General features: G+C 39.6%; 22 protein-coding genes, 2 tRNA genes, 1 rRNA gene and 1 pseudogene. 3 read left to right on the top strand and 23 right to left on the bottom strand.

Going from position 1 to position 23,384, the window contains the following annotated elements; all coding sequences use genetic code 11:
* Positions 1-8: 8 nt before the first annotated feature.
* The 23 genes and pseudogenes from ACWYN3_RS23375 to trhO form a co-directional block, all read right to left on the bottom strand.
* Positions 9-134, bottom strand: coding sequence for a hypothetical protein (locus tag ACWYN3_RS23375; RefSeq protein ID WP_456216560.1), 126 nt, complete (start codon positions 132-134; stop codon positions 9-11).
* Between the two features lie 110 nt (positions 135-244).
* Positions 245-1,339: a discoidin domain-containing protein gene (locus ACWYN3_RS23370; RefSeq protein ID WP_456216559.1), complete on the bottom strand. Its 1,095-nt coding sequence runs from the start codon at positions 1,337-1,339 to the stop codon at positions 245-247.
* Positions 1,290-1,760, bottom strand: coding sequence for a hypothetical protein (locus tag ACWYN3_RS23365; protein WP_456216558.1), 471 nt, complete (start codon positions 1,758-1,760; stop codon positions 1,290-1,292). Before ACWYN3_RS23365 ends, ACWYN3_RS23370 begins: the two co-directional genes overlap by 50 nt.
* 41 nt (positions 1,761-1,801) lie before the next feature.
* Complete coding sequence (locus ACWYN3_RS23360; RefSeq protein ID WP_456223125.1) at positions 1,802-2,245, bottom strand: glucoamylase family protein; 444 nt, start codon at positions 2,243-2,245, stop codon at positions 1,802-1,804.
* 17 nt (positions 2,246-2,262) lie between these two features.
* Positions 2,263-3,117, bottom strand: a complete 855-nt coding sequence (locus ACWYN3_RS23355) for a glucoamylase family protein (protein ID WP_456216557.1) — start codon at positions 3,115-3,117, stop codon at positions 2,263-2,265.
* A gap of 85 nt (positions 3,118-3,202) precedes the next feature.
* The gene (locus tag ACWYN3_RS23350) at positions 3,203-4,699 is read right to left on the bottom strand and encodes a RagB/SusD family nutrient uptake outer membrane protein (protein WP_456216556.1); all 1,497 of its coding nucleotides are present in this window, start codon (positions 4,697-4,699) and stop codon (positions 3,203-3,205) included.
* Positions 4,700-4,804: 105 nt separating this feature from the next.
* Positions 4,805-4,996, bottom strand: coding sequence for a hypothetical protein (locus tag ACWYN3_RS23345; protein ID WP_456216555.1), 192 nt, complete (start codon positions 4,994-4,996; stop codon positions 4,805-4,807).
* Between the two features lie 248 nt (positions 4,997-5,244).
* Positions 5,245-6,816: a hypothetical protein gene (locus ACWYN3_RS23340; RefSeq protein ID WP_456216554.1), complete on the bottom strand. Its 1,572-nt coding sequence runs from the start codon at positions 6,814-6,816 to the stop codon at positions 5,245-5,247.
* Positions 6,770-7,765, bottom strand: coding sequence for a carboxypeptidase-like regulatory domain-containing protein (locus ACWYN3_RS23335; RefSeq protein WP_456216553.1), 996 nt, complete (start codon positions 7,763-7,765; stop codon positions 6,770-6,772). Before ACWYN3_RS23335 ends, ACWYN3_RS23340 begins: the two co-directional genes overlap by 47 nt.
* Before the next feature lie 244 nt (positions 7,766-8,009).
* Positions 8,010-8,816 carry a hypothetical protein gene (locus ACWYN3_RS23330; RefSeq protein WP_456223124.1) on the bottom strand — a complete coding sequence of 269 codons (807 nt, stop codon included), beginning with the start codon at positions 8,814-8,816 and terminating at the stop codon, positions 8,010-8,012.
* Positions 8,699-9,754, bottom strand: a complete 1,056-nt coding sequence (locus ACWYN3_RS23325; protein WP_456216552.1) for a hypothetical protein — start codon at positions 9,752-9,754, stop codon at positions 8,699-8,701. The genes ACWYN3_RS23330 and ACWYN3_RS23325 overlap by 118 nt, the downstream gene beginning before the upstream one ends.
* Positions 9,751-10,923 carry a hypothetical protein gene (locus tag ACWYN3_RS23320; RefSeq protein ID WP_456216551.1) on the bottom strand — a complete coding sequence of 391 codons (1,173 nt, stop codon included), beginning with the start codon at positions 10,921-10,923 and terminating at the stop codon, positions 9,751-9,753. Before ACWYN3_RS23320 ends, ACWYN3_RS23325 begins: the two co-directional genes overlap by 4 nt.
* A 244-nt stretch (positions 10,924-11,167) precedes the next feature.
* Positions 11,168-12,121, bottom strand: a complete 954-nt coding sequence (locus ACWYN3_RS23315) for a DUF1735 domain-containing protein (RefSeq protein WP_456216550.1) — start codon at positions 12,119-12,121, stop codon at positions 11,168-11,170.
* Positions 12,122-12,149: 28 nt separating this feature from the next.
* Positions 12,150-12,767 (bottom strand): SusD/RagB family nutrient-binding outer membrane lipoprotein, encoded by a 618-nt coding sequence (locus tag ACWYN3_RS23310; protein WP_456223123.1) that lies wholly within the window; start codon positions 12,765-12,767, stop codon positions 12,150-12,152.
* A gap of 167 nt (positions 12,768-12,934) precedes the next feature.
* Positions 12,935-13,666: pseudogene (locus tag ACWYN3_RS23305) on the bottom strand (SusD/RagB family nutrient-binding outer membrane lipoprotein); the annotation flags it as partial.
* Positions 13,667-13,669: 3 nt separating this feature from the next.
* Positions 13,670-13,822: a hypothetical protein gene (locus tag ACWYN3_RS23300; RefSeq protein ID WP_456216549.1), complete on the bottom strand. Its 153-nt coding sequence runs from the start codon at positions 13,820-13,822 to the stop codon at positions 13,670-13,672.
* A complete protein-coding gene (locus tag ACWYN3_RS23295; protein ID WP_456216548.1) occupies positions 13,822-14,289 on the bottom strand; it encodes a hypothetical protein in 468 nt (155 codons plus the stop codon). The genes ACWYN3_RS23300 and ACWYN3_RS23295 overlap by 1 nt, the downstream gene beginning before the upstream one ends.
* Positions 14,222-14,719, bottom strand: a complete 498-nt coding sequence (locus ACWYN3_RS23290) for a TonB-dependent receptor domain-containing protein (RefSeq protein ID WP_456216547.1) — start codon at positions 14,717-14,719, stop codon at positions 14,222-14,224. Before ACWYN3_RS23290 ends, ACWYN3_RS23295 begins: the two co-directional genes overlap by 68 nt.
* 50 nt (positions 14,720-14,769) lie before the next feature.
* Positions 14,770-15,798, bottom strand: a complete 1,029-nt coding sequence (locus ACWYN3_RS23285; RefSeq protein WP_456216546.1) for a hypothetical protein — start codon at positions 15,796-15,798, stop codon at positions 14,770-14,772.
* 10 nt (positions 15,799-15,808) lie between these two features.
* Positions 15,809-17,083 (bottom strand): carboxypeptidase-like regulatory domain-containing protein, encoded by a 1,275-nt coding sequence (locus ACWYN3_RS23280; protein WP_456216545.1) that lies wholly within the window; start codon positions 17,081-17,083, stop codon positions 15,809-15,811.
* Positions 17,084-17,299: 216 nt separating this feature from the next.
* Positions 17,300-18,283 (bottom strand): FecR family protein, encoded by a 984-nt coding sequence (locus ACWYN3_RS23275; protein WP_456216544.1) that lies wholly within the window; start codon positions 18,281-18,283, stop codon positions 17,300-17,302.
* 98 nt (positions 18,284-18,381) lie between these two features.
* Positions 18,382-18,981 carry an RNA polymerase sigma factor gene (locus ACWYN3_RS23270; RefSeq protein ID WP_456216543.1) on the bottom strand — a complete coding sequence of 200 codons (600 nt, stop codon included), beginning with the start codon at positions 18,979-18,981 and terminating at the stop codon, positions 18,382-18,384.
* 258 nt (positions 18,982-19,239) lie between these two features.
* Positions 19,240-20,178: an oxygen-dependent tRNA uridine(34) hydroxylase TrhO gene (gene trhO / locus ACWYN3_RS23265; protein WP_456216542.1), complete on the bottom strand. Its 939-nt coding sequence runs from the start codon at positions 20,176-20,178 to the stop codon at positions 19,240-19,242.
* A 1,164-nt stretch (positions 20,179-21,342) separates the two neighbouring features.
* Between trhO and ACWYN3_RS23260 the strand changes: the two genes are divergently transcribed.
* The 3 genes from ACWYN3_RS23260 (at position 21,343) to ACWYN3_RS23250 (ending at position 23,202) form a co-directional block, all read left to right on the top strand.
* Positions 21,343-22,875: ribosomal RNA gene (locus ACWYN3_RS23260) — 16S ribosomal RNA — on the top strand.
* A 164-nt stretch (positions 22,876-23,039) separates the two neighbouring features.
* Positions 23,040-23,113: transfer RNA gene (locus ACWYN3_RS23255), tRNA-Ile, on the top strand.
* 15 nt (positions 23,114-23,128) lie between these two features.
* A tRNA-Ala gene (locus ACWYN3_RS23250) sits at positions 23,129-23,202 on the top strand.
* Positions 23,203-23,384: the final 182 nt, after the last annotated feature.

Here is a 23,384-nt window from a genome sequence, read left to right as displayed (position 1 = left end):
GCCGGAACCTAATTAACCCTGACTACTTTTGATCTTTCAGAGACACCATTTTCATTAATGGCCTCTATGCAGAAGTAATAAGGTTTTTCTTTATCCATTCCCTTATACCAATATTCATTGGCCTGATAGACCATGATACTATTGTATAATTTATCAGGCTCAGTACCTAAATATATATTATAAGCGTAGGCATCATTTACAGCATTCCACCTGATCCATGAATTTCTTTTATCTTTTTCTGTTCTCAGTACGGTGAAGTCTTTAACAGCCGAAGGCTTACTACCATTTCCATTTCCATTTCAAAGACCCGTAATCCGCTGATTGCAAATTTTCCGGTTGGCATATGTATGTTCTCTAATCTGATAAAACGGGCAGAAACAGGTTTATCCAGTTCTATATAATCATGTGGAACATCTGTTTTATTTGCACTTTTATCTGCCAGTATTTTCCAGCTTTTACCATCCGTCGAATACGAAAGTTTATATTGATGATAAACCCCTTTCTGTTTGCCTAAAAATTCTGCATCCTGATCTGCGTAGTTAATCTGTACCGCATTGATCTCAGATAAATTTCCAAGATCAGATTGTATCCATTCCCCCTTCTTATTACTCTGTGCACTCCAATACGTTTTGATACTTTCATCAACGGCATTATTTGCAGTAAAACCACCTAACGTAGAAGAAACAGTTACTGGTTTATTGTAATTAAGCAACATCCATCCGGTGAAACCAGACTTTAAATGATCAGTAGATTTTGTTGGCAGGTAATGCGGATAATCGCCAAAAGCAGCATCCATATACATTACATCATCTTTATCGAACCCGGCCGGCCAGATTCCCAATCTTCGTTCAAAGTTATTCTTCACAGAAACGATCATGGTAGAAACATGCCAGTAATTTTTCCATCTGTCCTGAAAGGTAGCCCCATGACCAGCGCCTCTTGCAAAGCCTCCGGGTTTATAAGAAAGGGGTAAAGACTGATGTTCAAACGGGCCAAGCGGACTCTTTGATATAGCTACACCATCTGCATAACCACTAAATTCTGTAGCCGGTGCTCCGTATTGTAAATAATATTTTCCATGATGTTTAGTCATCCATGCACCCTCAATAAAAGGATCAAGGAAAGTATTGTCCAGATTTTCACCGAAGCGCTGCCATCCGAATCTTTCATCATTAAGCAGTAATAATTCTTTTCTTGTTCCGATGGGAGCGAAAGTTTTACGGTTTAACTCAACGCCATACAAAGGATATTGATTGCTGCTGCCATTGTACATATATAGCTTTCCATCCTCATCTACAAAAAATGTGTGCAGGGTCCCAGCCACCAATTTCAAATTCATGTACGATTTCTTTCCAGGAATCTTTTTTTGGATCTGTACTCATCCATATCGGAAAATTCTTCGAATAGGTAGAACCGAAAACCAACATTGTATCCCCTTGTATCCATACCGAAGGCGCACATAAATCATCATAGACTTTATGCTCCGGACGCAGGAAGGAGCGCGAAACGAAATTCCAGTTGTATAAATCAGCACTCCACCAATAACCCATTTGATTGGTAGAGAATAAAAAATAATCTCCTTTATAATTGACAATTACAGGATCTGCTGTTGCACGATGTTTTCCCTGATCCGTAAAATGAGGGATAGGGGTATAGCCATAATCCAGGTTTACAGGATTACAATAGGTCAGCTGTTTTTTCTGAGCAAATAATGTACAGCTTGAAATCAAGAAGCATAACAACAGTATATTTCTTTTCATCACCATTTTATTTAGTTATTGCAGGGCTTTCAATACCCAGTTTATTCAACATTTTTAACATCGGGGCTGCTCATAAATAATTTCCATAATAATCCGCTCCGGTAGTTTTCTATCATACAGATAATCGGGCCCTGATCAATTGCAAGGTGTGATTTTGCATACCAGTTATGTTCTTCACTAAAGCCATCTACAAAACCATATTCACTCCATATTTTATCACCCAGATCAAAATAGAAGTGTTTCAAAGCTTTCATGGAATATTCAGGAGTATATGGGAAAGCAGATAATGCAGCAGTAGGGCTGATCACACTTAAATCTTCAGATGGAGAGTGCGCGGCATAACCTTGCCAGCTATCACTGGCAGTTAATCCCCAGCTATTTTCACCATAACCTTTAAAATGTTTCGGGTTTTCAACGCAATAGGCATGATTGATTAAAGTGTGGTTTTTATTCTGTTCAAAATAATCTGCGTAACGATCTTTCAGTCCGCGCGGATCAAGTCCTATAAAGGAATATTGTGAAAAGAATAACGGGCCGCCAAAATCAAACCAAGCGGAAGGGTAATCCCTTCAAATTTCTTTCCGTTGAAGAATGTATTGCTGTTAGCCCATCCTTCTTCGTAAACTTTTTTATCAATAGGGAATTTAGGCGAGGAAGCAGCCATTACATAAGTGATAAAACATTCATTCCATCCTTTAATCTGGTGGTTCATGCTCCATCCATTGTTGGGGCTCCAATGCCAGTAAAGTGCATTTTGTTGTTGTGTGAACCAGTTCCACTCAATGCTTTCCCACATCCAGAGTATCTTGTTCCGGATATCATTTTCTACAGCATTGTCCGCTGTATAATATTGGCGTGCGGTTAATAACCCCTGAAAAAGAAAAGAAGTTTCAACGATGTCAGCACCATCATCTTTAGGGCTGAAACGGATTACTTTTCCGGTCTCCCCATTTAACCAGTGTGGAAATGCTCCATGAAACTGATCAGCTTTATATAAAAAGTCTACAATTTTTTTAGTTCTTGCAGCAGCTTGTTCGCGCGTGATAAATTTACGCTCAGCAGCTACAATGGTAGCCATCACTCCAAAACCTGTTCCGCCAGTTGTCACTACTTCATTGCCGTAATCAAAAGCAGCATTGCTGCGCTCGCGAGCCATTCCGCTTACAGGGTGACCAAAATCCCAGAAATACCGGAAGGTTTGTTTCTGCACTAAATCAAGAAGCTGGTCGTCGGTCAGGTTTTTCTGTATTTTCAATTCAGGTTTAATACCTTGAAAAGCTACATTTTTCTTTTGCGCTAATACAGAAAAGCTGATAGTTGTCAAAACCAGGAGACTGAATAAAGAGTTGAATTTCATAGATTTTGTTTGCAGGGATTGAATGATGTTAAAAGAGGTTACCAGGCTCAGCCTGGCAACCTCTTCGAATTATGATGTAATTAAATTAATAACCTGGGTTCTGGATGAGTACGCCACCACTCAGATCAACCTCTGTTTGTGGGATAGGCCAAACCTCATTTTTATTCGCTTTCCAGCCTTTAGGGCCAAAAAACTGCAGCGCTCTTCCCTGACGGATTACATCAAAGTAGCGGTCAAATTCCATAGCAAATTCTACACGTCTTTCTCTGTAAATTGCTGCACGTAAGGCAGTTTGATCTGTAGTGGTTACTGCAGGCAGAATATCAGGGTTACCCTGACGTGCTCTTCTTCTTACTTGTTCTAATGAAGATAAAGCCTGACCAGAATTACCCAGCTCATTTGCTGCCTCTGCATTCATTAATAAAAAATCAGAATAGCGAAGCATACGTACATTCTGTTGTGCGCCTTCATTGAAGTTACTTACATATAATTTAAAAGGAACATAAGACTTCATGTTGTACATTGGATTGTCACCAACAGCGGGAATAACATCACCTTCCGGAGTAGTTGTACCTCTTTTAAGAATAGTACCGGCTTTTCTTGGGTCACCAGGTTCAAAAGCAGCAGCTAAATCAGGAGTAGGAACATTGAATCCCCATCCACCACCATCTACACCGCTTTGACCACGTACACCCTGAACTTGTGAATACTGAGAATTGGAAGCCTCGGGATTTCCAGGCAACAATACACATTGAATCTCAAATATCGATTCCGGCCCATTTTCATTCTCTAGTCTGAAAACTTTTTCATAATCAGGTAATAGAGAATAACCCATACCCATTACCGTATTGGTATAGGTTAATACATCTCCCCATTTCTTCTGGTACATCGCTACCTTAGCATGTAAAGTTAAAGCAGCACCTTTTGTTGCTCTTCCTTTATCTGCATCTGGATAAGTTTGTGGTAAAACTGCTTCAGCTTCAGTCAAATCTTTTTCAATTTGTGCATAAACCTGCGCAGCAGGTGTCTGTGGCAGGTTGTAATCTACATTAGCATCAGTTGGCAGTTTGATACGCAATGGGATATTACCAAAAGCGCGAACCAGTCTGAAATAAGAGAATGCCCTCACAAACTTAGCTTCTGCCAGATATCTTGCTTTTAGAGCTTCATCCATGACAATAGCAGGTACATGGTCAAGAACCTGGTTAGCATAATTTATATTTCTGTACTGACCACTCCAGAAACCACCGATATTACCTTGCGCCGGGTCTACACTGAATGTATCAAAGTCATTAAAGAAACTTGCATCAGAAGGTGTACTTCCTTTTTCTGCATCATCCGAACCCATGCTCTCAATTGCTATTGCAGGAAAAGCTGTGTTTTCCCACGAACGCAGGTTTCCATAAATCGCATTGACACCTTTTCCGGCATCTTCTGCTGTTTTCCAGAACACTTCACTACTTTGTTGTCCTTGTTGAGGGACATCTAAAAAGCCCTTTTTACAAGCAGGAATAATTGCAATAGAAACGATTAAGCTTATACCTAAAACCGTCTTTGTATATATGTTTTTATTTTGTTTCATGATGTCTCAGATTAAAAAGTAAGGTTAACACCAAAATTGTAAGTCGCATACAATGGGTATACGTTAGCATCAAGACCAGCATTCAGAGAGTTATCACGTCTGTCCTTATTTTTCTGAATTGTCAACTGGTACGGCCCCAACCTCAGGACTGAATCCTTTGTAGCCAAATAGGTTGATTGCATTTTGTGCATTGGCATAGAACCTGATTTTTTGGATTTTCCACTTCGCCAGAATACCTTTAGGCAATGTATAGCCTAATTGTGCATTTCTTACTCTGAAATATGAACCACTGCTCACATAGAAAGAGTTTGGTGCAGAGTTAGCAGAAGAACCCAGACTTGCTGAAGGATAGGTATTCGATGTACCTTCTCCGTGCCAGCGGTTATCTACGAAATCTTTAGTGAAATTCTCATTTCCAAAGCGGTAAGCCAGGTTAGAATTATAAATATCAACACCAGCAACACCCTGGAAATCTAAAGCAAGATCAAAGTTTTTATAAGAGAAGCTCGTGTTTATACCATAGGTATATTTGGGGTTGGGATTTCCTAGTGGAACTCTGTCCTGAGAATTAATTTGTCCGTCACCATTAGTATCAGCGTATTTAAATCACCAGGTAAAGCACCTGCTTGTGCTGGTGAATTTGCAATATCTGCCGCATTCTGGAAGATACCTACGGTTTTATAACCAAAGAATTCTCCGATAGGGCTTCCTTCCATTGTTCTGCTAGCTACATAACCATTAGTCAGACCGGTACTGCCTGCATAAATAGGGGTTTTACCAGAAAGTACTGATAATACTTTATTTTGATTGTAGCTGATATTACCACCAATTGAATAAGTTAAACCACCACCTGTTACATCACTCCAGTTAGCTGAAAGTTCAGCTCCTCTGTTTTGTAAATCAGCCTGGTTACCAATAAGTCCATTGTCTTTTGTTCCTAACGAACCAAGAATTGGAATAGCGAAAATTGCTTTTGAAGTTTTTCTGGAATAATAATCACCTTCAATTGTCAGTCTGTTTTTTAAAAATCCAGCTTCAAAACCTATGTTACTACCAATTCCTTTTTCCCAGACAATAAAAGGAGGAGGTAGTGTGTTGTTACTCGCACCAGTAGCTGGAATACCATTATAAAAAGCAACCAGGTCACCAGTTTGTGAGATTAATGACTGACTTGGGTTAATTGGTACACTTGCGTTACCAACTTTACCCCAGCTTCCTCTTATTTTTAAAGAGCTGAATACAGTCTGATCTTTCATGAAGTCTTCATTCGTTACTACCCATCCTGCACCTATTGATGGAAAATATCCCCATGTTTCCTTGCCAAAGAATTGAGAAGCACCATCCGCACGGATAGAAGCATTCAGTAAGTATTTATTTTTGAAAGCATAATTTACTCTTCCAAAATAAGAAGCAAATTTAATCAGCGTTCCGGCGTCAGCTAAATTTTGTGTACCGGCATTACCCAAACTTAAATATAAATCTGCATCACTGTTAAAAGGAACATTTTGTGCAGAAGCATTTAAGGTATAAGATTTATTTCTTTGTGCAGACTGGCCTAACAATACAGTCAGACTGTGATCTGTATTAAAGGTATTCTGATAAGTCTGTGTTTTTTCAATAATCCAGTTCCTGGTTTCAACACGTTTAAGATCTAAAATACTGATATCATTTTTTTGTCCTGTCGTTGCGAAATAAGCCGGGGTATATTTTTTGTTCTCAGTCTGACCAAATTCTCCACCCAAACTAGTTCTGAAAGTGAAGTGTTTTGCAAACTTTAATTCAGCATAGATATTACCTGTAGCCCTGTAATCCTGTGTCCTCTGATTAAAGAAATCAAGTGTGGCCTGAGGGTTGAATCTGGCGCCGTCTCCTAAGTTCTGTGCTCTTGGATCACCATAAGTTCCATCAGCATTAAATACTGGCACTGTTGGAGAAGCAGAGTACATCTCGTGAAAGATAGTTGGAGGAATGTCTCTTGACTGACTGCCAACACCGGTAATATTATAGCCAACTTTCAATGCTTTGAAAATCTGAATATCATTGGATACTCTTGCAGTATATCTTTTGAAGTTATTTGTTTTTACAATACCATCCTGATTCAAATACAAGGGAAACATTATAAGTCGATTTTTCTGTACCACCAGCAATAGAAATATTGTGGTTCATAACGAAAGCATTCTGTAAGATTTGTTTGTACCAGTCCGTACCAGCTCCTAAATTTGTATCCTTGAATAATGGAGCCTGACCATTATAAGTATACAACTCGTTAGTCAGTGTTGCGTATTCAGAGGCATTAGCCATCTTAACTTTATTTGTTACCGACTGGAATCCAGCATAAGCATCATAGTTAATTGTGGCTGCTGAACCTAATTTCCCCTTCTTAGTGGTAATTAAGACTACACCATTTGCTGCACGGATACCATAGATAGACTGTGCAGAGGCATCTTTCAGGATACTCATGTTTTCGATATCACCAGGATTCAGGAAATTAATGTCGCTGTACCATACACCATCAACAACATACAGTGGAGCCTGGTTACCGTAGATAGTACCTAAACCTCTGATATTGATTTGAGGTGAAGAACCCGGTGTACCAGAGTTTGTAATGGAAACACCTGCTACTTTACCCTGTAATGCACTTACCGGGTTGGTAGATGCCTGCTTAGAGATCTCAGATCCCTTAAGACTCGCTACAGAACCAGTCACGTCAACTTTACGCTGAGTACCATACCCAACTACCACTACCTGCTCTAATTGCTGAGAGCTGGAAGCTAAAGTCACGTTAACTGTTGTTTGATTGTTTACAGGAACCTCCTGTGTATTGTATCCTATATAAGTAAATACTAATGTTCCGTTTGCCGGAACGCTGATGGCATACTTACCATTAGCATCTGTTTGTGTTCCTATGGTTGTCCCTTTTACAACTACGCTTACTGCAGGAATAGTTGTCTTATCCTGACCATCTGTAATGGTACCCTTAACAGTAATGTTTTGGGCAGATGCTGCATTAATAAAAAGCAAACATAGAAAAGTTAAAACAGAAAATTTTGTAAAGATTCGTTTCATACTGATTATTGGTTTTGTGTTAATAATAGTTTGTTAAATCTCCGTCGGATTTGGATCATAAACAAAGAAAGTACCTCTACATTAATACATCACGACGCCTTTGTGTAAAAATTACAATAAGTGTTGGAGCTATAAAAATGCAGCTGAACCGGCCTTTAAGATAGGATAGATGGCGGAGGGTATTTTAAAGAAGAATTGATGTATTTAAAACGGTTTTATGGTTTTGTGTAGTAATGATGTAGTCCTAAAGCTCCATAAAGAACTCTGCAAGGTTCTTGTCGTGCGGTATATTGAGTTTTTTGCGAAGTCTGTATCTTCTGATCTCAACACCTCTCAGGGAGATGTTCAATAGAGAGGCCATTTCTTTACTACTCATATTCATGTGCAGATAAGCACATAGCTTGAGGTCGTTTGGTACCAGGTCAGGATGATTGGCTTTTAGTTTTTTGAAGAAACTTCCATGTGCTTCGTTGAAGCTGGTTTCAAATAAATTCCAGTCACGTTCATCATTCATTCCCTCATCAATAACCTTCTGTATCTTTCTGAACTGATCATCTGCAAGAGTTTTGCCTTTCTCGTCTTTCAGCTTGATCATCTCCTGACTTAACTTTTGCAGCAGCTCATTTTTATACACCAGGCTCATTGCCGAGTTTGCCAGCTCACGGTTTTTACTTTTCAGCTCTGACTGGAGTGTTTCTGTCTGAATAATGCTTAGTTGTTTTTCTCTTTCTTCAGCTTCTTTTTTCAGGAAAATCTCTTTTTCTAATTGCACTTTAGCCAGGATGTCATCATGGTCTTTCTGAAGTCTCAGCTGGTATTGTTTTTTAGCCAGGATAAACAGCAGAATAATCAAGATTACATATAAGGCGAAAGCCCAGTTACTTGCATAAAAAGGGGGGAGGATGGTAAATTCAAATACGCTGACCTTACTGATCAGTTCATCATTAATCTTAGCACGAACCAGGAATTTATAATTCCCTTTGCCAAGATTGGTGAAGTCTTTCTGAGAAGAAGGGCTCCATTCAGACCATTGGTTAGCATATCCTTCCAGGTAAGGTAATACTGGAACTTTATTTTTGCTTGTCTATAATATGGCAGTGAAAACGAGATCCTGATATTATTCCTGTTAAACGGTATCTCAATCTCCCCGCCACTATTTCCACTTTCACTGATCGTTTTATAAACATCAGTTACATCTTCTACTCTTCTGATCAGCACTGCTGGCAGCATTTTTTTCTTTCCGGGATCATTACCAGCTATTGCATCATAAATTACAAAGCCATCATCCACACTAACCAAATGCATCGTATTGCTGATCGGGCTGATATTCTCGTAATACTGAACCATCCTGCCGTCCAGTAAACTGAGCCTGTTAGAATCTATGAGCAGTTTGCCGGGTTCACTGAAATCGACCATTGCCGTTTTTCCATGGTTGATGAACCAGTATTTTTTTACACCCGCGCTGATAATCTTGTTAGAGTTGGCAAAACTCCCTAAACCCTTGTTTAACTCTTTATACGGTGTAAAACGATTACTGATTTCATCATAGAGCATAAAGCCGGCATCAGAAGAGAAGATCAGCTTATTCTCCAGTGTAAACAGGTTGATGTTATAATTACCAGGAAGGCCATTTTTTTCATCATAATAATGAGTTTTGATCACCTTTTTAAAATCAGCGCTTAGCGTAAGCCTGTATAAACCTTTGTAAGCATGACTTACCCAGATATCTCCCCTTGAATCCTGCTCTACATAACGTGAAGGCTCCTCGAAGTTTTGAATTTTAGTAAAATACTTCCATTGTCCGTTTGTGTCCTTGTTGTATAAAACAAGTCCTTTATAGGTTCCCTGAATCAGGTAGTTCGGATTAGTGTTTAGTTTTTTAATCGTCCAGCCTCCACTTGAACTGGAAATCTTTTCCAGTTGATTCCCGTTTACCTTAAAACTACCTACATTATGGCCCATAATGAGCTGACCATCCAGTACGCTCAAATCCCAGACCTGTCCCTGTGAATTTGGAACCAGTCTGAAATCGAAAGTATTAAAGTTTTGCCGTTTCCAGGAGCCCAGGGACTATAAAAAAGGCCCTGGTTTGTACCCAGGTATATATTGTTATTATAAATCAGGCTGGAATATACTGTTCCTAACTGTCCCGCTTTATCGAGATAAAAATAAAGTGGAGAGTTCAATTCGACCCTGTCAATTCCATTATCCAGCCCAGCCCAGAGATTTTGCTCATTATCCGTGAATACACTTAATACGGTGTTGTTTTGCAGGCCTTTGGATTTATTGATCTGCTGTACAATATTTCCTTCCTGATCAATTAATATTAATCCGTTCAGGATAGTACCAAAGGCATAATACTGATTATTTATCCTGCTGCCATTATTCAGTTGAAATGTTTTGAGGAAATTATTTGCCGGGATATTAAAAGGAGTAAAAGTTGATCCGTTATAGATGAATAAACCATCCTTGCTTGTGCCGATTAACATACTTCCATTTTTATAAGGAAGAATAGTCATGATATTTCGCGGACTGGCCAGATCTGTATGCGGAAGGGGTGTCAGGGTATGTCCTTTCAGCTCAAATATTCCTTTGTCCAGTACTTCAACTAAGTATCTGTTGCCCACATGATGGAGGAACAAAAAAAATGACCCGGGGCCTTTAATCTGAGTTATTTTATTGTCTTCATAGCTGTAGATCGTAGTGAATGACTGAAAGATAATTCTTTTACCATCTACATAGATTTTCCAGATTTCATCGGATAGCTGCCCGGTTTTAGGGATCAGTTTAACTAATGAAGTATAGGTGAGTTTTTTGTTTTGTGTAGACCAGTAACCAAATTCACCGAAACCGCCAGTGTAAATCTTTCCTTTAGAATCGGTTGCTACAGAACGGACTATTTGGCGATTAGGCATCTGGTATTGCTGCCAGTATTTGCCATCATAAGTTAAAAGACCCTGAGTATTTCCAAAATACATAATTCCCTGAGTATCTTTTGCGACAGCCCAGTTCTGATTTCCGGAAAGGTAAACTGATTTCGGGAAATTCTTCTGAACATAAGGAACACCAATACTCTTTATCTGTGTTGCTTTAAGCAGTGTACCGGTCAAAACAAAAGACAGGAACAATAAGAAATTCAGTAGATAACGGATTTTCATTTATAAAATGGATACTCAATATTTAAAAAAGCTTAAACAGCTTCTTATAAAAGCCGCAAATTATACATTAAAAATTAGTTTCCCTTGATAAAATTGAAGACATACCGGGCGATTTTCCTTTCCGGCCTGCGTTTACACTGCATTAAAGGATATTTATCTATAAACGAAAGAGCCGGTTTGAATTTAAACCGGCTCTCTTGTAAAGATGATGATCGATATGAGCAATCCTTTTAGCTGTATCCGATTATCTGGCAGACTTGAAAGTCCAGCTCTCCTCAAAAAATGTTCTGTCAGCACCATCCTGTATAAGGATGTACTTTGTCTTTAAGCTTACAGGAACTTTTTCAGTCGCTGACATCATGAATTTATTTTCTCCTGTCGGATCTAATCTGGCTGAATATCCTTTTGACGACGGCTGTCCATAATAATTTGCTGTACTGGTCACTGTATTTGTTGCCGGATCTATGGTAAATAGAGGACTGAAAGTGTCATAAGTACTGTTTGCACCATTATTCAGAATAGCATGTGCAAATGCATTGTATCCAGGATCATACATCGCTACCGTATAAGGCCCGCGTGTAACCAGCTGAACAGTTCTTGGATAAGCACCGGTAAATGTACTATTCATGGTATCATTCATTGTTCCGGTAACGGTATAAACTCCATCCCATCTGTTTCTCAGTGTAATCACAGAAATCAATGTTCCAAAATTTCCACTGATCGTAAAGCCACCCCCATCAGTAATGGTTACAGGTAAGGCATAGGTTTTAGTCGGATCCAGATTGATCGTATTGATATTAACAGGAAGCTGAACTTTACGCTGTCCGGCTGGTATGACAACTTTGCTGGAAGCCAGGGTATAGCCTGCTGGCGGTAATAAAGTGTAATTTTTATTGTTTGTCTGGTTGTATTTGTCCAGGGCTGCACCGTCTACAGATAATGTTACTGTCACATCCTGCGGATTGGCATCGGGTGCCGCGTAATTCACATACACAAAGTAGTCTGAAGGAACTTCGTCCTGTATAAATTTGACATCAATGGTATTACCGGCGCCATTTGCATTAGAAGAGCCTATTGGCAATTCAATGACTGGTTTATTTTGTGTGAAATCAGGCTGAGAGTCATCTTTCAGGCAGGCAGAAAAGCTGCTGATGACCAGGGTTCCGATTAAAAAGGTATATAATGATCTTTTGTACATATTCTTTAGCTTAAAATTAAACGCCCTATTAATTGATATCCCAGAAAATTCTGGAAGTAAACTGGCTGATTGTTCCCTGACTTAAAACATTATCCGGGTTATAATTATACTCGCTCTGCGGATATAATAAACGAACAGGAACCTGACGGGTAGATGCTGCGGGGTTATTTGAAATCGGGATATCAGCAGGAATAATATTCAGTCTGCGGTAATCGGCCCATGACTCCATATCGTTAAGTCCGTTCATACCTGCCCATTTCTGAGTCATAATAAGCTTAAGTTTATCGGCAGCCACATCCCAGTTAGCTACGTCGCTTTTTAGATAAGTAGTAATATTATCAGCACCCAGGTAAGTAAATGATTGCTGAATAGCTGATTCATATAAAGAACGGGTGTTGCTATTAATGTAAGTACGCTGTGCAGCTTCTGCCTGTAGAAATAACGATTCAACATCGGTCAGTAAAGGTTGCGCCATGTCTGCACTTTTTAATAAGCCTGTTCCAATGGCCGATTTAAACTCTGGGTTATCCCCTGAATTAGCGGTTGGGCCAAATGGACTTCCTGAGTAGGTTGTGCCTTTACCATCGTTAATAGTTGTATACAATTTTCCAAGTCTGGGGTCATTGTTATTCTGGTAAAAGTTAATCGCATACTCACTCGCAATAAAGTAGCGGTGGTTATCAGTAGGTGCAGTTTTTCTAATGGCGTATAACCGAAGCTTGCCCAGAATGGATTTTGTTTCCCTGCCGAATTATTATATCCAGGATTCACAGCGCCAGTTTCCCCTGCTCCGATAAAGCCTAAACCATTTGCATTGATTTTGGCGATTTCTGCACGGATATAAGTTTCTCTGCCAGGGATTTCAGACTGACGTAATAACAAACGTAGTTTAAGTGTATTGGCGAATTTCCCCCATTTACCTGCATCACCTTTATACATGATATCAAAAGCTCCGTCTGCTGAAGAAACTTTTCCAGTATTTGCTTTGAATAAGGAAGCCGCGGTGTCTAATTGTTTAGCCAGATCTTCATAAATATCCTGTGCTTTATCATAACCTGGTCTGATCACTGCTGTAGATTTCAGTGCCTGGCTATAAGGGATATTTCCATATACATCTACTAAATTCTGAAAGTCATAGGCCTTCATCGTTTTTGCCACGGCAATATAAAACTGATTCTTAGCCGCTGTTCCTTTTTTTTTTCCTACATAATCATAATCTTCCAGGTTATGATACAAGGAAGTCCAGATGTTAACTACACCACTATAGTTAGTTGTAAACTGGTAACTGCGTTCTTCGGCAAATGCCGCTACAGCGCCACTAAAATTCCAATAACCAATCCATGCGGATGCAAACTGATAGAAACTACTTGATCCGGTAGTGTTTTTTGCAGTTGAATTCAACGCATTTGTTAAAACCAAACCAGGGGTTACATCAGTGGGTTTGTTCACATTAGTGTTAATATCCAGATAGTTTTTTTTACAGGCTCCTAAAAGCAGGATTACTGCGATACAAAGTAATATTGATTTATTTTTAAGCTTTTGCATAATTTAAAGAGTTATGGTAGCGGTAAAGCCGTAAATACGTGTTGGCGGAGTTTGGTTCAGGTTGTTTGATCCTTGTGCATTATCAGTCGTTGCATTGTATTCCGGATCGCTGTACATATTGCTTTTTGGTCTGAACATAAATAGGTTCCTGCCCACTAAAGCAAAATTTTTGCACGTTTAATAAATTTGGTATGTTCCAGGAACTTTGCAGGAATTTCATAACCAATAGAAAGCTCACGGATTTTCCAGAAGGCTGCACTGGTCACATAATTCTGCAATACATCATAACGTGTTGTAGAACCAGCCCAATAGTCAATGCCTCCGGTTCTGGTAGTAATATTCGTATTCGGAACATATACGCCAGGAGAGGTTTCTATTACTGAATTAGGATAGACAAAACGTTCACGGCCATTGGTGGCAGAGCCATAACTGATCCCCGAAAAATCCATTGTACTGCCCGCACCACTATAGACTACACTTCCGCTTCTGTATTCGGCTGTGCCGGATAAAGTGAAATTGTGATAACTTAAGCTAGAACTGATACCGAGAATGTTCTTAGGAGTTGTCTGTCCGAAAAGAATGTTTGTCGGGCTTAAAACAGGGAAACCGGTTCCGGCATTCACAATGGTTCTTCCCTGTGGATCTGTCGCAAAAACCAGTACCCATTAAAACAGGGTATGGCTGGTCTTTAACAATGTAGTTGTTGTTGCCAATGCTTAGATTTGGCAATCCCTGGTAAAGTTCAACTGCTTTGTTGGTATTGTACGAATAGTTAACCCCTATATTCCAGGTTGCGCCACGTCCGTTATGGCTCACAAACGGTGAACCTTTAAGAGAGAGTTCAATCCCTTTGTTTTTTCCTGATCCTGTATTGATAACCGCATTGGTAAAACCTGTGGCGCTCGAAATATTGATCCCTTTCAGGATTTCCTGATCTTTTGTGGTTTCCCAGTAAGCTGAGGTTTCCATGGTAATCCTGTTATTGAAAAAGCCTAATTCCAAACCTATCTCAGTAGATACCGTTTGTTCTGGTTTTAAATCAGGGGCATACACAGTACCACCAACACTATATCCAGCAGTACTTCCATAAGGAAATCCTGAACCTACATCAAACGTTGCTTCCAGCGAATAAGGATCAAATTGTACCGCATAAAAACCTTGGCTATCCCACCCCTGATTTTACCATAAGAAAGTATTTTACTTTCTTTAAGTGATTTGAAAGCATCTGTAAATACAAAGGAAAGATCCGCAGACGGATAAAAGAAAGAACGGTTTTTCTCAGACAGTCTTGAATCCCAGTCATTACGACCTGATGCATGAAGGAATAAATAATCTTTATAGCCGACTGTCAAATCTCCGAAAGCCGCAAGTTGTCTGTCTTTTCTGCTTGTTTCTGAAACGTTAGCGTCACCAGCACGGTAACCTATATTATAAAAATCAGGAATAACCAGGAAGTCTGTTCCGACCGATAGGTCACGAATTGATTTTTGAATAGTCTGGGCACCTGCAATCAGCGTAAAGTTGAAATCAGAGACTTTCTTTTTAAAAGTAGCCATCAGGTTTCCTTCCATACGGCTGTTAAAATTAGAATAGTCAGATTCAGTTGCAGGAGAGTTCTGTGGATTTGCGATAGACTTCCCGCTATCATGTGCAAAATCAGAGTAGCTTACTGCTTTTTTTATAAACTTTCCGTTTTTGGTGAAAGTAGTAATACCACCTCTGGCTGTTAAGTTCAGCCATGGAGCTACATCATAAGATAAAGACAGGTTTCCTAATAAATCGTCCCTGCGTTCATTGTTACGCTGTTGCTGTAAATAGAAATAAGGATTTAAGCCATAGTCATTAAAGTAGTTATCCAGATTCCCATAAATGGAGTTAATATCTTTATATTGAGTAAGCGGGATATTTGCCGGGGTATTTATAATATTATTATAAACCTGTGAGTAGGATTTATCGTAATTCTTCTGCGTATAGTTTAACGTATAATCTATTTTTAGTTTGTTATAAATACGTGTGCCATTAAACCTTGCAGCTGTACGATTTGCGAAATCACCGGGTACATAACCCTTGCTGTTTACACGCTGGATATTGATATAAGTAGATCCTTTATCATTTCCTGTGCTATAACTCAAGTCATTCTGCTCATCGATTCCAGTTTGAAAATTTTTTCTTTTCGTCAGATAAATTGGAATAAGGTGCCATCTGTATGGAACCATCCGGAAGAGGACGGCCTAAAGGACGCATGCTGTCATCAAAACGATCACCGAAATTCTGATTTTCAATAGCCGTAAACTGAGGGAACCCGTAAACATCCTGTCCAGATCCACCACCAAACTGCGTTTGCATCTTAGGGAAATAGGCAAGCTGGTTCAATTGTGTTGTATTCGTATAGGTAATTTGCGTCTGATCTTTCGTGCCATGTTTGGTCGTTACAATCATTACTCCATTTGAAGCCTCAGAACCATATAATGCAGCTGCATTTGCTCCTTTAAGGATATTCACATTATCTACATCATTCGGATTGACAGAGTTCAGGTAACTCAGTGGTACTACAACTCCATCCAATACCAGTAAAGCCTGGTTACTACCCTGGAAAGATCTGTTTCCACGCAAAACAACTCTGATCTGATCACCAGCATCTATCTGATTATTGGTCTGTACAATTTGTAAACCTGCTACTTTTCCTGATAAACCGGCGGCAAGATTCGTTGGTCTGCTCTGGGTAAGGTCTTTCGTATTAACCTGCTGAGTGGCATAGCCAAGTTCTTTTGCAGAACGTTTAATCCCTAAAGCGGTTACTACTACTTCACCCAGTTGATGAGCATCTTCTGTAAGGATGACATTCAACAGGGATTTTCCAGCAACAGGTACTTCTTTATGGACATAACCAAGGTATTCAAAAACCAGAATGCTGTTTGCATCAGGTACTTTGATGACGTATTTCCCTGAACCATCAGTATATGTTCCTTGTTTGGTTCCTTTAATAAATACGCTTACTCCGGGCAAAGACTCTCCGTTGTTACTGGTTACTGTTCCAGAGATCAGCTGTTGCTGATTTGACTCTCCTTGTTTTTCGGATGCAGAGGATTGTGCTGGTTGTACTTCCAGTAAAATATCCCCGTTAATAATCTCATAATGAATGTTGTATTTAGTCAGTAAATCATTTAGTAAATTTCTTAGCGATTGGTTTTTCGCATCAACTGAAACTAAAGCATCAGTATTGACAAAGTCTTTACTGTAAATGAACTTTACTGAGGTGATTGAAGTTACTTTCTTTAACACGGTTTCCAGACTTCTGTTTTTTACAGAAATATTTATTGACCGGTCTAATACAACATCCTGAGCTTTGCTGTTTTCGGCATAAGAAGCGCCTGAAAGAGCAAGTACAATGGCTAATTGACTCAAGGTGACTTTCATAATTTTAAATAAGCCAATACGGTCTTGTAAAATTAAATTCATAAATTAGAATGTTTCTTTTGAACAAATGAGACAAATAATTCCCCTTTAGAGCGGGTTAGACGCTCTATCAATGAAGGAATTTTGATTATGGACAGGAGTGGTTAGAACACTTCTGTTCCTTTTTTCTGAAAAATTACGGGCTTTTATTTTTGCATTTGGTTCTGGTTTAGGTGGTTAGGTTATGGTTGAGTTGAGTTTTGAGTTTTTTAAGGTGATTTTATTATCATTCCTCACATAAGTTGTCTGTACTGATCTGCAAATGAGGAAAAGTATGTCTGCAAGATTTTTATCTGTAAAATCTGCGGTTAACCGGTATTGATTTAGTTGCGTGCCTTCTGCCTGTATCTGCAAATTGTATTTTTTGCTTAAAACCTTTGTCACCTGTTCAATCGTTTCGTTTTCAAAAGAAAGGTTAGTGTTGTGCCAGATCGTCAAATCCGAAGATGCTGGTACTGGTGCCTTCATTAAATGATGTGCTGTCTTTTGATAAGTCGCTTCTTCCTGAGGGAGTAAAATTACTTCTTCGGCTTTCTTCGGTGTATTGGAAGCTTTCTCTGGTACACTTACTGAGACTTTTCCGGTTAATACGGATACTTTAGTACTATTTTCACCCGGAATAGAACGGATGCGGAAACTTGTTCCCCAAACTTTGGTCAATACGTTGCCGCTAGTAATTATGAAAGGATGTTTATGATCTTTGGTGACATCAAAAAATGCCTCGCCCTGCATGGTTACTTCACGGAATTTACCAAATTTTGAAGGATAGCTTAGACTGGCGTTTGGATTTAGCCATACCCTGGTTCCATCGGGTAATACTTGTTTGTAAATAATGCCAGTATGGTTATTGATGCTGATTGTATTTATTGCTGTTAATACAGGCTGATTATTTTTATAAAAGTAGATAGTGGCTATTAAACCTGAAACCAGTAATATGCTGGCCGCAATTTTCAAATATAGTTTTGCGTTTTTATAGGTAGCTATTTTTGGTTGAGGAATATTACTATCAGCAGCTGTCTGAATATCTGTATCCATTGCTTCCTGGATGTACTGATCCAGTTTACCTTGTTTCATCAGGTATACAAAAACTTCCAGTTCCCCGTCTGTTGATTTTTTATCGTGATATCTTTTAACTAGCTGTCTGAGGTAGTCTTCGTTCATAATTACCGGCTTCTTATTTATAAAGACAATAAAAAGCTGGGGTAGGGTAGCCGGGATTGAAAAAAAAGATAGTTTTTACATTGTGCTAAATGCTTTTACTATCGAATGCCGTGTAAAATGATCATAAACAGGGTTAAAGAGATTCCAAATTCCTTTTTGATAGAAGAACTCAATAGTTTCATGGATTGAACCATGTGATTTTTTACTGCATTGCGGGAAATGTTCAGGGACTTAGCGACTTCATCATAAGTTTTTTCCTGTTCACGGCAAAGTTTGAAAATCTGGCGTGTCCGTTCAGGAAGGGCATCCATTGTTTTCTTTAAGAATTCAAGATATTCTTTGTGCAAAATGTCTTCCTCCGTCTCACTTCTGGTATCGATGAAACTTTTAATGACCTCTCCAATTGCAGCTTCTGAACGAAAAACTATTTTAAGGCTATTTAGAGTGTGATTACGGGCTACGGTAAACAAATAGGCTTTAAATGATCTTACCCCTTTGAGATAGAGTCTGTTTTCCCATATTTTGATAAAAACCTCTTGGGTAAGATCTTCTGCCAGAGGGACAGAATGCACAAATCTGATTATAAAATTATATATAGATCGGTTATACAAGTCGTATAAGCCGGCAAAACCACTTTGATCTCCAGCGATAAGTTGCTGTAGAAATTCCTCCTGAATGTTTTCTGCGTGATTTGACAATTTTATACCTATAGAAATTTTAAATCTTTGTTATAGGCCTGCTTAAATTTTAAGCGAGTCTCTATAATCAAATCTAATAAAATAATTAAGGTTAAAAATGAACTGTTTTCTAATATGGCTGATTAGCCCTGGAAATTTCAGAAGCTGTTTAAATTTAGATGATAAAATTTCAAACAGCTTCTGAATCAACTTCTCTGGAAATAGAGAATGCTTTATTAACAGGTTATCAATAATTAAGAGGTTATTGAAACCGGATTGTTATTTCGGGGAAACATTTACCTGTTGAGGAACTTTCACATAGTAGCCTGTTCCATCATAAGGGCGGCGGCGTGGGTTAGTTACACAAGCAGTTGAGCAGCACCCTTCTAGTTTTGTACCACATTCATCACATTGAGTAATGTGTTCATTACACTCCGGATTGGCGCAATTGATCATTTTTGCAGTAATTGTACCGCAGTTATAGCATTTTGATACTATAGTAGGGTTTACTGAGTTCACGTCTACTGCTATACGGTTGTCGAATACATAGCATTTACCTTCGAAATCTTCACCACCTGCTTCTTTACCATATTTAATGATACCACCGTGTAATTGGTAAACGTCATTAAAACCATGATGAAGCAATAGTGCAGAGGCTTTTTCACATTTAATCCCACCAGTGCAATACGTCAGTACTTTTTTGTCTTTGTATTGCGCCAGTTCATTTATCTTTTCCGGGAATTCCCTGAAATTGTCTATATCAAGTGTAATGGCATTTTTGAATCTGCCAAGACTGTGTTCGTAATTGGAGCGTACATCCAGGATGATTACATCTTCCTGATCGATCATCTCTTTAAATGCTGCGGGTTCAAGGTGCTTTCCCGTTTGTTCATTCGGATCAATAATGCTTGTATCTCTTAAACCAGAATGCACAATCTCTGATTTATAACGGCAATGCATTTTAATGAAGGATGGTTCAGGAACCTCATCTATCTTAAATTCAGTTTTTGCAAAGCGTTCGTCTGCGTGAACAGCTGTCATATAAGCTGCACAAGAACTTTCAGTACCTGAAATGGTCCCGTTTAAACCTTCATCAGCAACGATGATACGTCCAACGAGATTTAATGATTTACAAAATTTAAGGTGATCGGCTGCAAATTGTTCCGCATCTGCTATAGGACTATAGCAATAGTATAATATCGTATTGAATTTTTCCATAAAAAATTGATACCGCTGCAAACGGCGTTTAACAGCTGCAAATTTAAGAATAAAATCTAAATTTTATGAATGTTGCTGGCGGAATGAGTGAATGGGGGATAAATAGAAGGTTTTGATGTGTGGGTTTGTATAGTATATATATATACTACTATGAGGTGTAAGCAGGGAAATAGGGTTAATAATGGGTTGAGGAGTATTCAAGGCAATGTAGGAGCATTATTATCGCTGTATTGTGGCTCAGTCTGAAGCGGGTCTGATACGGGTCTGATACGGGTCTGAAACGGGGCAAGGCGTTTCAGACCCGTATCAGACCCGCTTCAAAGCCGTATCAAGGTGAGCTTGTATAGAGCTGATTCCTTGTTTCTGACTTTTTTTTGGTGTTTGTTAACTATAATGCTGGTATTACCTGGGGCCCTAAGTCTTTAGTTTTAAGATGAAACAAAGGCTATTGCATTGAAAAGGGAAGAACTGATTGGTTTGTCTTATTGTTTGATGCTGTTTTTTTTTCTTTGATTTCGGGGTTGAAAACCTGGTGGATTGGCGGGGCAGAATGAAGAAATTCGCTTCAATTTGGTTCTGCTAGATCTGTATTAAAGTTTTTAGTGTTGTAAACCATGGAGTTATGGATTGTATACAAGTAATAGTGTGTTATTGTTTGTTTGGTGGCATAATTTTCCTACATTTGCATCCCGCTTCGGAGGAAGGGAAAGAGTGAAAAGGAAGATTGAAAGGATGTAGAGTAGGAGTGTTAGTAAGCATTTTAGGAAGGGATAAAAAACTTCTAAAAATAAAAAAAAAAAAAAGCTTGCCAAAACGAAAAAGATTTCTACCTTTGCAGTCCCAACAAAAACGGGAAGCTTTACAACGGATGTTGATAGGGCAACAATAACAAGATTGAAACGATGAGAGCTGGAAAATACCTGAAGAACATTAAGACTTTAGGAAATAGAGAGTAACCATTGGAAAATATATAGACTGCCGTGAGGTTAAGTCGATAAGTTCATTAAAGAGATGTCATTTACAAACGTAGCGAGGTAAACACGTACAAGTTCAAAGTACATGAACCGCGCGAGTTTTTTAAGTCTATTCTGACAGACAAATAAGAATAAGACTATTATTAATACAAGTTAAGAATGGTCAGTGTTCAAACAACAACATTTTTTTACAATGGAGAGTTTGATCCTGGCTCAGGATGAACGCTAGCGGCAGGCCTAATACATGCAAGTCGAACGATACTCTTTAGCTTGCTAAGGAGGAAAGTGGCGCACGGGTGCGTAACGCGTATGCAACCTACCTTAATCAGGGGGATAGCCCGAAGAAATTCGGATTAACACCGCATAAAATCACAGTACAGCATTGTACAATGATCAAATATTTATAGGATTAAGATGGGCATGCGTGACATTAGTTAGTTGGCGGGGTAACGGCCCACCAAGACCACGATGTCTAGGGGATCTGAGAGGATGACCCCCCACACTGGTACTGAGACACGGACCAGACTCCTACGGGAGGCAGCAGTAAGGAATATTGGTCAATGGAGGCAACTCTGAACCAGCCATGCCGCGTGCAGGAAGACAGCCCTCTGGGTCGTAAACTGCTTTTATTCGGGAATAAACCTACTTACGTGTAAGTAGCTGAATGTACCGAAGGAATAAGGATCGATCGGCTAACTCCGTGCCAGCAGCCGCGGTAATACGGAGGATCCAAGCGTTATCCGGATTTATTGGGTTTAAAGGGTGCGTAGGCGGCTTTTTAAGTCAGGGGTGAAAGACGGTGGCTCAACCATCGCAGTGCCCTTGATACTGAAGAGCTTGAATGAATTAGAGGTAGGCGGAATGTGACAAGTAGCGGTGAAATGCATAGATATGTCACAGAACACCGATTGCGAAGGCAGCTTACTATGATTTTATTGACGCTGAGGCACGAAAGCGTGGGGATCAAACAGGATTAGATACCCTGGTAGTCCACGCCCTAAACGATGAATACTCGCTGTTAGCGATACACAGTTAGCGGCTAAGCGAAAGCGTTAAGTATTCCACCTGGGGAGTACGGTCGCAAGATTGAAACTCAAAGGAATTGACGGGGGCCCGCACAAGCGGAGGAGCATGTGGTTTAATTCGATGATACGCGAGGAACCTTACCCGGGCTTGAAAGTTAGTGAGTGAATCATTTAGAGATAGATGAGTCCGCAAGGACACGAAACTAGGTGCTGCATGGCTGTCGTCAGCTCGTGCCGTGAGGTGTTGGGTTAAGTCCCGCAACGAGCGCAACCCCTATGTTTAGTTGCCAGCACGTTAAGGTGGGGACTCTAAACAGACTGCCTGTGCAAACAGAGAGGAAGGAGGGGACGACGTCAAGTCATCATGGCCCTTACGTCCGGGGCTACACACGTGCTACAATGGATGGTACAGAGGGCAGCAAGCTGGTAACAGCAAGCAAATCTCCAAAAGCCATTCACAGTTCGGATAGAGGTCTGCAACTCGACCTCTTGAAGTTGGATTCGCTAGTAATCGTATATCAGCAATGATACGGTGAATACGTTCCCGGGCCTTGTACACACCGCCCGTCAAGCCATGGAAGTTGGGGGTACCTAAAGTATGTAACCGCAAGGAGCGTCCTAGGGTAAAACCGATAACTGGGGCTAAGTCGTAACAAGGTAGCCGTACCGGAAGGTGCGGCTGGCTGAATACCTCCTTTCTGGAGAAAGGTAGATTACTCGCTGCGTAAATGATATACTAACAAGGACTCGAAAGAGAGGTGTTTTAGTATATATAGTAAATGACAATAAAATCTCAAAAGAAAACCCATAGGATGAAACATCAAAATTAGTGTTGTTCACCTACTGAAAGTTAAGACAATTTAGTCCCGTAGCTCAGTTGGTTAGAGCACTACACTGATAATGTAGGGGTCAGCAGTTCAAATCTGCTCGGGACTACATTATATATTCTAAGGGGGATTAGCTCAGCTGGCTAGAGCGCCTGCCTTGCACGCAGGAGGTCAACGGTTCGACTCCGTTATTCTCCACAATTGGCCCGTGTTTAAGATAAAAGACACGAGAAATAGGGTACGAAGTAGCAATACTGGGTATCTGGGACAATAAAGTTCTTTGACATATTGGAAGAAGTTAATAAAGAAGAGCAAACAACAATAGAGACGTTGTTAGCTTTGAGAGGAAGTGAATGTGCTTGCATATGAACTAACGAAAG

This window comes from Pedobacter sp. NJ-S-72, from assembly GCF_053890575.1.
This window is presented reverse-complemented; position numbering and strand designations above follow the sequence as displayed.